Consider the following 11,813-nt stretch of genomic DNA (forward strand, 5'->3'; position numbering starts at 1 on the left):
CGCGCTTCATTGTCGCGGCGGGAGGGGATTTTTCATGATATTGACCCGGCGCGCCTTCACGACTGGCGCGATCAGCGCGACGGTAAGCGGCTCCCTAGCCACCCAGTCCTTAGCCCAAGCGTCGACGTCCGCGGTCGCCGCGGCCTTCGCTGCGATTCAGCGTTATGGCGAGGCCCATCGGCAACACTTTAACCTGCCGGGTATGACGCTGGCGGTCGGGGTACCGAACGGCGTACGGCAGACCTTCAATTTCGGCTTCGCCAACGCCGACGCGCGCACCCCGATCACGCCGGACACACTCTTCCAGATTGGGTCCATCAGCAAAGTCATGGTTGCGCTACTTGTGCACCGATACGCAGCTGAGGGCCGGCTGCGCCTCACCGACCGTGTTTCTGATTTATTGCCGTCCGTCCCCTTGCCGCGTGGGAACACGATTACGGTGCAGCACCTGCTCGATCACGTCGCGGGCATCCCGGGGGACGCGCCGACATTCGCGGCCGACGGACTGTGGACCGCTTATGCGCCCGGGTCTCACTGGCACTATTCCAACACCGGTTACGACATTCTAGGAAAGCTAACCGAGCATTTAAGCGGCAAGCCGCTCGCACAGTTGCTGCAGGAGCAAATCCTGCTTCCGCTCGGGATGGCTCGTTCGCGCGGCGCGATCATCGGCGCTGACCGCTTGCGATACGCGCAAGGATATGAGGCTGCCGACCAGTTAGCCCCATACGTTCGCGGCGTTCCGCTGGCTCCGGCCCCTTGGGTGGACGTTACATTTGGTGCTGGTAGCGTAGCCTCGACAGCCAACGAGATGTTGTCGTTCTTGCAGGCGCTGGCTGGCGCGGCGCAAGGCAAGGGCGTGCTGGGACTATCGCCAGCCCAAGCGCGCGAGTTCGTGACCCATGCGGTGCGTAGCGAGGCGCCAGGGATGACGTACGGTAACGGTCTGATGCACGTCGGCACGGGCGGCCGAAACTATCTTCACCATACCGGTGGAATGCTATCGTTCTCGTCTTCGTTTCACACGGACGTCGGCAGCGGCATCAGCGCCTTCGCGAGTTCGACGATCAACGCATTCGCCGAATATCGTCCGCGGCTGCTGACCATGTTCGCCGTCGATGCGATCGGCAGCGCAATGGCCGGCAAGCCGGTGCCGAGCACCCCGGGCCTGGAACCGACGCTGCCAAACCCCGCGAGTTACGCGGCACGCTACATAGGTCCCTCAGGCGGATTCGAGGTGCAAGCAGGCAAATTGCTGACCATCGTGGCCAACGGACAATCAGCGCCGTTGGAGTGGCTGACTGAGGACATTTTCCGGACGACCCATCCTTCCTTCCGCCAGAACAGTTTTTTGTTCGAGCGCTCTGGCGGCGCGGTGTCGCGCGCGGCGTGGGGATCGAGCAGCTTCATCCGCGCAGGTGCCGCCGGATCGATACCTTCGAGCGATCCTGCCATCGCAGCGCTCGCGGGACGCTATGTCAACGACGACCCCTGGTATGGACCGGCGCCAGTTGTCGAGCGCGGTGGTCGGCTCTGGCTGGGCACCGAGACCCCGATGACAAAAATCGGCGACAATCTCTGGCGCATCGGTCGCGAAAGCTGGTCGCCGGAGCGTGCCTCCTTCTCTGACTTTATCGACGGTCGGCCACAGACGTTTGTTTTCTCTGGAACGAAATTCACTCGTCACGACATCTAGGGCCGGTGACCTAGCCCCACTTGACCGCCATCGCTAAAGCGGCGCCATGGACGTTCTGGAAGCTTCCCGCATCACGCCCGAAATGGTCGTCGAACACGGCCTCAGCCCCGAAGAGTATGACCGGATCCTGAAAGCGCTGGGCCGCGAGCCAAACCTCGTCGAACTCGGCATTTTCTCCGTCATGTGGTCCGAGCACTGCAGCTACAAAAGCTCGCGCGTCCATTTGAAGAAGCTGCCGACCGAAGCACCCTGGGTCATCTGCGGTCCGGGCGAGAATGCTGGCGTGATCGACATTGGCGACGGCGACGCGGCAATCTTCAAGATGGAGAGCCATAATCACCCGTCGTACATCGAGCCGTACCAGGGGGCGGCCACGGGCGTGGGCGGCATCCTGCGCGACGTGTTCACGATGGGCGCGCGGCCCGTGGCGAACCTCAACGCCCTACGGTTCGGGCGGCCCGATCATCCGAAGATGCGGCACCTGATCGCTGGCGTCGTCGCGGGGATCGGTGGCTACGGCAATTGCGTCGGCGTCCCGACCGTTGGCGGCGAAGTCAATTTCGACCAGGCTTATGACGGCAACATCCTGGTCAACGCGATGACGGTTGGTGTCGCGAAGACGGACAAGATCTTTTATTCCGCCGCGAGTGGGATCGGCAATCCGATCGTCTACGTCGGCTCCAAGACCGGTCGCGATGGAATCCACGGCGCGACCATGGCCAGCGCTGATTTCGACGAGAACAGCGATGAGAAGCGCCCGACCGTGCAGGTTGGTGATCCCTTCACCGAAAAGCTTCTTATAGAGGCCTGCCTTGAGCTGATGGCGACCGACGCCATCGTCGCCATCCAAGACATGGGCGCGGCGGGGCTAACCAGCTCTTCGGTCGAGATGGCGTCGAAGGGCGGTGCGGGCATCCGGCTCGACATGAACAAGGTGCCCTGCCGCGAGACCGGCATGACGCCCTATGAAATGATGCTGTCGGAGAGCCAGGAACGTATGCTCATGGTGCTCAAGCCCGGCCGCGAGCCCGAGGCGGAGGCGATCTTCCGCAAGTGGGAATTGGATTTCGCGGTCATTGGCGAAGTGACTGACACCGGGCACATGGTCCTGGAATTCAACGGAGAAGTCGTGTGCGACATTCCGCTGGACCCGCTCGCGGACGAGGCGCCGCTATACGACCGGCCGCATCTTCCACTCCCCAAGTACAAAGCTTGGGCGAACGTGGCGCCACTTAAGGATCCGCCGAAAAGCAGCGATGTGATGGCCGACTTGCTCAAGCTCATGGCCTCGCCGAACCTCGCCTCGCGCCGCTGGATCTGGGAGCAGTACGACCAGCAGGTCGGTGGCGACACGGTCCAGCGTCCGGGCGGCGATGCGGCCGTCGTGCGCGTGCATGGATCGAAGAAAGCGCTCGCGATGACAACCGATTGCACGCCGCGTTATTGCTATGCCGACCCATATGAGGGGGGGAAGCAGGCGATTGCGGAAGCCTACCGAAATCTATCCGCGGTCGGTGCGCGGCCGCTTGCGGTCACCAACTGCCTGAACTTCGGCAATCCACAGCGCCCTGAAATCATGACGCAATTTGTCGAGTGCTTGCGCGGCATGGGCGACGCCTGCCGCGCGCTCGATTTTCCGATCGTGAGCGGCAATGTCAGCCTCTACAATGAAAGCAAGGCAACCGGGGGTGGCTCGGCGATCTTACCGACCCCGGCGATCGGTGGCGTTGGACTTGTCGATGATTGGGTCAAAACTGCCACGGTCGGATTCAAAGCCGAAGCAGAGAAGATTCTCCTGATTGGCGCGGATGCCCGGGCGCAGCCCGAAGTGGGCCAATCCTTGTGGCTGGATGTATGTCACGGTCGCCGTGATGGCCCGCCGCCGCGCGTAAACCTCGAGGCCGAGCGCAAGAACTCCGAATTCGTCCGCATGTTGATCGCCGAAGGCTTCGCCACCGCCGTGCACGACTGTTCGGACGGAGGCACTTTCGTCGCCGTTGCGGAGATGGCGCTGGCCGGCAACATCGGCGCGCGATTGGTGATCGACACGTTTGAGGACGAGGTCGACAGTGAGGTTGAAAATCATGCGGCGTCCCTCTTTGGCGAAACGCAGGGACGCTTCGTCGTCACCGAGCGGCTTGATCAGCACGCCGTCGAGAAACTTGCGCGCGACAATGGCGTTGGCTGCTGCTTCATTGGCTGGACCGCCGGCGACACGATCGCCATTGATCGGGCTGACCGGTCGGTGATCGCGGAGGTGCCGCTCGCCGAGATCCGTGCATTCAACGAGGGCTTCTTCCCCAAGCTAATGGGTGGCGAGCTGACGCCGGAGTTCTAGGGCTGGCCTCTGGCTATTCCGGCACGCCGCTCGGCAGGAAGCTCGGCTATCGGCCGGGCGCGCGAGTTCTCATTGATGGGATGCCGGATGCCGTCCGGCACCAGATCCAGGAGGACATCGGTGGCAGTCCGACCTGGCTCCGGATTGCCGAGCCCGGATTGGACGCCGCGCATCTCTTCGTTGTCGAGCGTGAGGTCCTGCACCAGCGGCTGATCGCCCTATTGCCGCTGCTGGATCGCGCCGGGTTCATTTGGGTGAGTTGGCCCAAGAAAGCCGCGAAAGTGCCGACCGCGATGACCGAGGACGTCATTCGTGAAGTTGCGCTGCCTTTGACCTTGATCGATGTGAAGGTCTGCTCGGTCGATGAGAGATGGTCGGGCCTGAAGCTGGTGATACGCAAGGAACATCGCTGAAGGGGGAATGGAAGATGCAGCGGTCAATGGTGAAGCCGATCGTACTCGCCACGTTGCTGTGCGGATCGCTGGACATCCTGCTGGCGATTATCTTGACGCTGTCGCGCGGCAAGGACGTCGGCAACATGCTTCGCTTCGTTGCGTCAGGCCCATTCCCAAGCGCCACGAGCATGGGGGATGCGGGCGCCCTGCTCGGGCTCGCTGTGCATTTTGCACTGATGGCCATCATGGTCGGCGTGTTCATGATCGCCGCCCGCGCGTGGCAACGGCTGACGGACTGGCCTTCGACAGCCGGCGTTATTTACGGCCTGATCACCTACGTCGTGCTTGACCTTGTCGTCGTCCCCTTGCGGTTTCCCGCCGCATGGCCTCCATCGGGTCTATCGATCGCGACCCAATTGTTCGCCCACGTCTGTCTGGTCGGCATTCCGACGGCTTTGATCGCGCGACGCTTCTTGCGCGGCTAGATCCGGCCGAAGCCCTGATTGGTGACCTTTCGGCCAAAGCCGCCCGTAGGCGTGCGCTGAACCAGCGGATTGGTGGCCTTCTCGAAAAGTTCGACAGTTTGATCGAACAGCTTTCGAAGCTGCACGACCTCCGGCACCAGTTCGTCGGGGAAGCGGCGGCTTTCTATGCAGAAGCGCGCGGTCGTCTCGATCAGCTCGGCAACCTTGGCGAGCGGTTCTGCGCCAAGCTGGCGAGCCTCTCCCTTGAGCGTGTGCGACGGCATGACCAGCGCGATCGTATTCTCGTCGCGCATCGCCTGTTCGATCTGCGCGATCGACTTCACGCCATCTTCCTTGAAGTAGCTGAGAATGCGGATGAAGCCCGGGCCGAGTTCGGACCGCCCCTTTTCGAAGCTCACCCAGTCGACGACGTCCAAAGCCTCTTCGGCCACTCAAAGCTCCCTGATTCTTCAGGGTGGGATAGGCCGGAAACGGTAAACTTTGCCTTACGACCTAGCGGCGATTGCGGTCGAACGGATTGCTGCGGCCTCGGAATTCGAGCCGCAAAGGGATCGCTTCCATGTTGAAGTCGCGCCGCATGGAGTTGAGCAGATAGCGGCGATAACTGTCCGGCAACTCGTCAGTGCGGTTCCCGAAGACGACGAAGCTGGGCGGGCGGTTCTTCACCTGCGTAATGTAGCGAAGCTTTATCCGCTGGCCTTTCGGAGCCGGTGGCGGATTGGCCTCGATAGCGCGCTCGAACCAGCGATTGAGCTCGCCCGTCGGCACGCGGCGACTCCACGCCTCCCGCATCTCGAACGCGACCTTGAATATCATGTCCGTCCCCTTGCCGGTCTTGGCAGACACGGTGAGCAACGGGACATTACGAAGCTGGGACAGGCCCTCGTCGAGCGCGGCTTTTACGCCGTTGAACAACGAAGAGGCGTTTTCGGCGACATCCCATTTGTTGAGGGCGAGGATCAGCGCTCGCCCCTCCTCGATGACTTGCGAGGCGATGCGCAGATCCTGCGATTCAAGGCCGCGGGTGGCGTCGAGGAGCAGGACGACCACTTCGGCATAGTCGATGGCGCGGCGAGTATCGGCGGCCGACAGGCGTTCAAGCTTGTCCTCGACCTTGGCGCGTTTGCGCAAGCCCGCGGTATCGACAAGTTGAACCGGATGGCCGTTCCATTCCCACTGCAGGCTAATGGAATCGCGGGTGATGCCCGCTTCCGGCCCCGTGATCATCCTCTCCTCGCCCAGCAATCGGTTCACCAGCGTCGACTTGCCCGCGTTCGGCCGTCCGACGATAGCAATCTTCAGCGGGGCGTCTTCGTCGTCTTCCGCCTCTTCCTCAAAGTCCTCGCGCTCGATCAGCGGCTGCAGCGCCCCAAACAGGTCGGCGATTCCTTCGCCGTGCTCGGCGCTGACCGCAATCGGCTCGCCGAGGCCCAAACTGAAGCTTTCGAGGATGCCCGCTTCAGCGGCACGGCCCTCTGCTTTGTTGGCGACGACGATCACCGGCGTGCTTTCCGCGCGCAGCCAGCGGCCAATTTCCTCGTCAAGCGGTGTCAGGCCGTCGCGTGCGTCGATCAGAAACAGCGCGGCGTCGGCTTCGCGAACCGCGGCCTCGGTCTGCGCCCGCATTCGGCCCGGCAATGTCTGTGGATCATCCTCTTCAAACCCAGCTGTATCGATGACTCGGAAGTCCATGCCCAGCAGGCTTGCGTCGCCCTCACGACGGTCGCGCGTGACGCCAGGCCGATCGTCGACCAGCGCGAGACGCTTACCGACCAGCCGGTTGAACAGGGTCGATTTGCCGACATTGGGTCGGCCGACGATGGCAACGGTCGGAAGAGGCATGAGGCGCCGATAGCAGCGCCACGTCGGCGCTGCGAGGGGGCTTAGCGGAACGCCGTCAGGCGGGCGCGATCATCGAGGATGTAAAGCGTCGAATTGGCCACCACTGGCGAAAGGCTGATCGGCGCGCCGATGCTCGTCTGGCTCTGCACCGCGCCCGTGGTCGGATCGGCATAGATCAAGGCGCCGTTTGAGCCTGTGACGATCAGCCGGTTGCCCGCTAGCACGGGACCGGAATAATCGATCTCACCCTTTTTCGACTTCGCCTTCTGGAACTGCGGCAGCTGGCTAATCCAACGCACGTGCCCGTTCTGCCGATAGACGCAGATGAGCTTGGCATCGTCGGTGACGACAAAGATCCAATCACCCGCGACCCATGGGGTCGAAATGCCGGCGACATTCAGCTCCCACTGACGCTGGCCGGTCGTCAGCTCGAGCGCGACCATGCGTCCGCCCTGTCCGATCGCGATGACCTGGCCGCTATCGATCACCGGATCGGCGTCGATATCGTTAAGCGAGGAAACGCTGGTACGGATACTCGTGCGCTGAAGGGCGTCCTGCCAGACCTGGCGGGCGTTCTCGTAGCGATAGGCGTTAAGCTCGCCCGAGGAGAAGCCGGCCACGACCGTGCCTTGGCCGACTGCCGGTGATGCCGAGCCGAATACGCCGGCGACCTCTAGAGAGGCTTGCTGCGACCAGTTGGTCGAGCCGTCCGCCGTCTTCAGCGAGTAGATCTGATTATCCTGGCTGATGACATAGACGGAATCATAGGCGACCGTCGGGGCGCCGCGCAGCGGACCGCCCGGACGAACCTGCCAGACGATCCCGCCATTCCGCTCATCGAGTGCCGCGACGAAGCCCAAGCCGTTGGTCGCGTAGACGCGGCCGTTGGCGTAGGCGAGGCCGCCGCCATAGAGCGACGCCTGGTTATTGCGCTCGGTCGGGGTCTGGCTCGCCCAGACCTGTCCACCCGTTGACGCGTCGAAGGCGCGTACCGAACCCAGCGTATCAATGGTGTAGACGCGGCCGCCGGCGACGATTGGAGCCGCGGCCAAGCGGGCCGTCAGCGAATTTCCCCGTCCGGCCTGCACGCTAAATGCGCGGTTGAGGGCCTGGCCAAGCGCCAGCTGCCCCATCGACTTGACGGCGTTCCCGCCCGACTGCGTCCATTCCGTATTTGCCGTTGCGGCAGGCAAGCTCATCGGCAGCGCCGCAGTCTCGGGATCGACCGCAACGTCGCCTTCACCGGTCAGGACGGCAATCCGTTGGCCAAGGACCGGCGTACTCGGCCCCTTCCCCTTCTTCAGGATGCCGCAGCCGCTGGCCGCGAGCGTCGCCGCGACAAGAAGGGTGGTCCGGGTAAGCGTCAGTTTGTTCATGCTGGTCCTATTGGGCCTGAGGCGGAAGCGCGCTGCTGGCGTCGACGCCAAGCGAGCCAGCGACCTGAACGGCGCGTGCGCGAATGGATTGCGGGACATTGACGTCCTTGACGATGGCCAGGAACAGCTGCCCGGCTTCCGCCTTCTTGTTTTGCTTGATTAAGGCGAGGGCGGTCATCTCACCGGCACTTCCGAACCAGGGATCGCCAGGCTTCGCAAGCGGCTGCAGACGTGAAATCACTTCTTGCGGTTGAAGCTGGTCGAACTGCAGGGCCGTTTGCCGGATTAGCGCCGCGTCACGGTACGGCTTCGGTAGGCCGCTATTGCCAGCAATGGACTGATAGATTCCGGTAGCCTGCTTCGGGTCGCCCTGCTGAAGCGCGACGGCCGCGCGCGCGAACATTGCGGTCCCGCGCACCGCCTTGCTGCCGTCCTTAGATAGCTCGTCGAACTTCTGAGGAGCCTGTGTAACGTTGCCCGACGCGATGTCGGTATAGGTTTGCGCAAGCTTCTCGACCCGCGCCTCATTCTGCTTTGCCTGGCGCTGCTTCCACCAGATGAAGCCGCCGCTGACGACCAGAAAAAGCACCACTGCGGCCGCGATCCAGCTGCCATAGCGCTTGAAAAAATCCTCAACCTGATCGCGACGCAGGTTCTCGTCGACTTCGCGGACGAAGGTGTCGCTGATTTCCGGGGGCTGCGCCAAGAAGGTTCCTCAGTCGGCTAGCAAAGGGGTCAAACTGCCGGTCGCTTCCCTCCCCCACCGATGATGAACGGAAGCTGGCGGCGCACCGTCTAGCGGCTATGGCGATAAACGCAAAGAGGCGTCAGGCCTTCGACCGGTAGGTCTGGTCCGCCGTCGGAAAGCGGCGCCTGCGCACTTCCTCCGCATAGGCTTGCGCTGCTTCGCCGATCCTCGTCGCCAAGTCGTCATAACGCTTCACGAAACGAGGGGTTCTTTCGAACAAACCCAGCATGTCGTCGGTCACCAGGACTTGGCCGTCGCAGTTCGCCGAAGCGCCGATACCGATCACCGGTACCGATACCGCGGAGGTAATCTCGTCGGCCAGTTCTTCGAGCACGCCTTCCACGACGATGCAAAAGGCGCCCGCCGCGTCGATTGTCCGCGCATCGAAGAGTATCTTGCGCTTTTCCTGCTCCTGCCGGCCTCGAGCGCCATAGCCGCCAAGTGTATTCACGGCCTGCGGCGTCAAGCCGACATGGCCGATGACAGGAATTCCCCGCTGAACCAGGAATTCGACCGTCGGCGCCATCGCCGCCCCGCCCTCCAGTTTCACCGCGGCACAACCGGTTTCCTTTAGGATGCGCGAGGCGTTGGCGAAAGCTTGCTCCGGTGATTGCTCGTAGCTGCCGAAGGGCATGTCGACGGCCACCAATGCGTGCCAGCTTCCGCGGACGACCGCGGCGCCATGCGCGCACATCATCTCCAGAGTCACTGGGATGGTCGATGGCAATCCATAGATGACTTGCCCGAGGCTATCGCCGACCAGCAGCATTTCGCAGTGCGGATCGAGCAGTTGCGCCATTCGCATCGTGTAAGCGGTCAGCATGACGATCGGTTCGGCGGTCGAACCATCGACTTTTCGCGCGCGAAGGGCCGGCGCCGTCATCCTCTTGCCTGGCACCGGCGATGGGGTTGCGCGACTAGTGGCGGTATCGATGGTGAAGGTGGACATTTTGCTCATCTAGCCGCTCACAAAGCCGCGCGCCAATCACGCTGTCGTTTCGCTGCCAAAACAGTCGGAACCTAGGCAGCTGTTTTTCGTCTTTGTCGCAAGTGCGCAGCAAGCCTGCGTGATTTGGAATGTTGGAGCTATCGATGACCACTCGCCATTTCTTTGGCGACCTTGCCCTCGCGGTCCTTCTCGCCATCCCCGTCTCGGCCATCGCCGCTACGTCTCACGCCGTCCATGACGTCAATCCCGCTCCGACGAGCAGGATTGCAAAGATGACGCAGTCGCCGGTCGATAATCGCTTTAGCCTGTTCGCGCCCAACTGATTCAGGTCGGTAGACGGTCTTCCCATTCCGCGCCCTGCGCCAGGCTGATACTGTCCAGTACGGTGGTGCTTTGATCGCGTAACACCATGAAAGCTCGCCGAATGGCGCAAGTAGCTTCGTCGTGACAGTCCCCGCACGGTGCGTAGAAATTCACGCTCGCGCACGGGACAAGTGCAATCGGCCCTTCCATCGTTCGGACAATTTCGCCGAAGGAGATCGCGTTGGCTTCTCTCGCCAATTGATAGCCGCCGCGAGGTCCCCGAGAGCTCTTCACCAGCCCCGCTTTCTTCAAGTCGAGCATGATCAGCTCGAGATACTTCGGCGGAACTCGCTGAGTTTCCGCGATGCGGCCGAGTTGAACCGGCACGCCGCTGGACTGCTCGGCGAGAAACAACAGGGAGCGTAACGCGTAACGGGTCTTCTGTGCGATCATTGGCTTGCGACCCTAGCCGCTCCCCGCATGCGCGCAATGCAAGAACCGGCCGATCGCCGCGACCGATCCAATGTCCCGTACCGATGTGAACTTCATTTAACCTGCTGGCCACGGCGATGAGAAATCTATCGCAGTACCGCGGAATCCTCGGCAGACTTTCGCCGCTGGAGAGTAAGACATGAAAACCTTGATTGCTTCGGTCGCTGCAGCCGCGCTCATGGCAACGCCGGTCCTGGCGGCCCCGACCGCGACCACCACAAAGACGGTAACGACGAAAACGCCCACGGCCAAGGCCACGACGACGGTCACGACCAAGGTCACGCCAGTGGCAACCACGGGCAAGGCGCACGCCCAGGTTAAGCAGCGCACGCACGTCACCAAGGTCAGCATGAAAAAGTCGACTTCCGCAAAGTCGGCCGGCACCAAGAAGAGCTGATGCGCCAGTCTTCGTACGACGCTGCTTCCGTCGACTCCCGCGAGGCAGCGTCGTACGGGACATTGACGCAAGGTGTTTTGTTGAGAGGTATTATGGGCCGCAAGATCTTGCTGATTGAGGACGATCGCGAGACCGCGTCCTATCTTGCCAAGGGACTCACCCAGGAAGGCCATTGCGTCGATGAAGCGCACAACGGCCAGGACGGCCTGTTTCGCGCCACCGACGGCAGTTTCGACCTGATCATTCTCGACCGCATGTTGCCCGGCCTAGACGGCCTCTCCGTTCTGCGCGCTTTGCGTGCGGCGCACATCGAGACCCCCGTCCTTGTCCTCTCCGCACTTGCGTCGGTCGGCGACCGGATCGAAGGCCTCGAGTGCGGGTCAGACGACTATCTCGTGAAGCCATTTTCCTTTGCGGAACTTCTGGCTCGGGTGAACGCGTTGTTGCGTCGCCGCGAGGCGCGGATCGACCCTGCCCAGCATCGGCTGACGGTTGGTGACCTGGAGATCGAACCGCTGTCGCGCACCGTCAAACGCGGCGGCAAGAAGCTTGATCTCAAGCCGCGCGAATACCTCCTGCTCGAGTATTTTGCCCGCAATGAAGGGCGCGTCGTCACTCGCACGATGCTGCTGGAGCAAGTGTGGGATTATCACTTCGACCCAGGCACGAACGTGATCGACGTGCATGTCAGCAGGCTGCGGCGAAAGCTCGACGAAGGATACGACAAGCCCCTGCTGCATACGGTTCGCGGCGCGGGCTACATGCTGGCGGCTTGACGCGCTAAACCTTGCG

General features: G+C 62.4%; 13 protein-coding genes. 7 read left to right on the top strand and 6 right to left on the bottom strand.

The window, feature by feature from the left end:
* Positions 1–34: 34 nt before the first annotated feature.
* The 4 genes from QU596_RS06195 to QU596_RS06210 all read left to right on the top strand — a co-directional run bounded on the left by QU596_RS06195 (position 35) and on the right by QU596_RS06210 (position 4,914).
* Entirely contained in the window at positions 35–1,696 is a 1,662-nt protein-coding gene (locus QU596_RS06195) for a serine hydrolase domain-containing protein (RefSeq protein WP_308517786.1), read from the top strand.
* A 46-nt stretch (positions 1,697–1,742) separates the two neighbouring features.
* A complete protein-coding gene (purL, locus tag QU596_RS06200) occupies positions 1,743–4,034 on the top strand; it encodes a phosphoribosylformylglycinamidine synthase subunit PurL (RefSeq protein WP_308517787.1) in 2,292 nt (763 codons plus the stop codon).
* Positions 4,035–4,114: 80 nt separating this feature from the next.
* A complete protein-coding gene (locus QU596_RS06205; protein WP_308517788.1) occupies positions 4,115–4,447 on the top strand; it encodes a hypothetical protein in 333 nt (110 codons plus the stop codon).
* 26 nt (positions 4,448–4,473) lie between these two features.
* The gene (locus QU596_RS06210) at positions 4,474–4,914 is read left to right on the top strand and encodes a hypothetical protein (RefSeq protein WP_308517789.1); all 441 of its coding nucleotides are present in this window, start codon (positions 4,474–4,476) and stop codon (positions 4,912–4,914) included.
* Here the strand turns inward: QU596_RS06210 and QU596_RS06215 are convergent.
* The 5 genes from QU596_RS06215 to panB form a co-directional block, all read right to left on the bottom strand.
* On the bottom strand, positions 4,911–5,345 hold the full coding sequence (locus QU596_RS06215; protein ID WP_308517790.1) for an Hpt domain-containing protein: 435 nt from the start codon (positions 5,343–5,345) through the stop codon (positions 4,911–4,913). The two genes, QU596_RS06210 and QU596_RS06215, sit on opposite strands and share 4 nt — an antisense overlap.
* 61 nt (positions 5,346–5,406) lie before the next feature.
* On the bottom strand, positions 5,407–6,756 hold the full coding sequence (gene der, locus QU596_RS06220; protein ID WP_308517792.1) for a ribosome biogenesis GTPase Der: 1,350 nt from the start codon (positions 6,754–6,756) through the stop codon (positions 5,407–5,409).
* Positions 6,757–6,797: 41 nt separating this feature from the next.
* Positions 6,798–8,132 carry a PQQ-binding-like beta-propeller repeat protein gene (locus QU596_RS06225; protein WP_308517793.1) on the bottom strand — a complete coding sequence of 445 codons (1,335 nt, stop codon included), beginning with the start codon at positions 8,130–8,132 and terminating at the stop codon, positions 6,798–6,800.
* Between the two features lie 7 nt (positions 8,133–8,139).
* Positions 8,140–8,838 carry a tetratricopeptide repeat protein gene (locus QU596_RS06230; RefSeq protein ID WP_308517795.1) on the bottom strand — a complete coding sequence of 233 codons (699 nt, stop codon included), beginning with the start codon at positions 8,836–8,838 and terminating at the stop codon, positions 8,140–8,142.
* Positions 8,839–8,959: 121 nt separating this feature from the next.
* Positions 8,960–9,829 carry a 3-methyl-2-oxobutanoate hydroxymethyltransferase gene (gene panB / locus QU596_RS06235; protein WP_308517796.1) on the bottom strand — a complete coding sequence of 290 codons (870 nt, stop codon included), beginning with the start codon at positions 9,827–9,829 and terminating at the stop codon, positions 8,960–8,962.
* A 143-nt stretch (positions 9,830–9,972) separates the two neighbouring features.
* On the opposite strand from panB, the gene QU596_RS06240 reads away from it, so the two are divergent.
* Positions 9,973–10,152, top strand: a complete 180-nt coding sequence (locus QU596_RS06240; RefSeq protein WP_308517797.1) for a hypothetical protein — start codon at positions 9,973–9,975, stop codon at positions 10,150–10,152.
* 1 nt (position 10,153) lies between these two features.
* Here QU596_RS06240 and QU596_RS06245 read toward each other — a convergent pair whose 3' ends face one another.
* Positions 10,154–10,585: an RrF2 family transcriptional regulator gene (locus QU596_RS06245; RefSeq protein ID WP_308517798.1), complete on the bottom strand. Its 432-nt coding sequence runs from the start codon at positions 10,583–10,585 to the stop codon at positions 10,154–10,156.
* A 178-nt stretch (positions 10,586–10,763) separates the two neighbouring features.
* Between QU596_RS06245 and QU596_RS06250 the strand changes: the two genes are divergently transcribed.
* Both QU596_RS06250 and QU596_RS06255 read left to right on the top strand, forming a co-directional pair.
* The gene (locus QU596_RS06250) at positions 10,764–11,021 is read left to right on the top strand and encodes a hypothetical protein (protein ID WP_308517800.1); all 258 of its coding nucleotides are present in this window, start codon (positions 10,764–10,766) and stop codon (positions 11,019–11,021) included.
* Between the two features lie 92 nt (positions 11,022–11,113).
* The gene (locus tag QU596_RS06255) at positions 11,114–11,797 is read left to right on the top strand and encodes a winged helix-turn-helix domain-containing protein (RefSeq protein WP_308517801.1); all 684 of its coding nucleotides are present in this window, start codon (positions 11,114–11,116) and stop codon (positions 11,795–11,797) included.
* The last annotated feature ends 16 nt before the right edge of the window (positions 11,798–11,813 follow it).

The organism is Sphingomonas flavescens, assembly GCF_030866745.1.
GTDB classification, from domain to species: Bacteria; Pseudomonadota; Alphaproteobacteria; order Sphingomonadales; family Sphingomonadaceae; genus Sphingomicrobium; species Sphingomicrobium flavescens.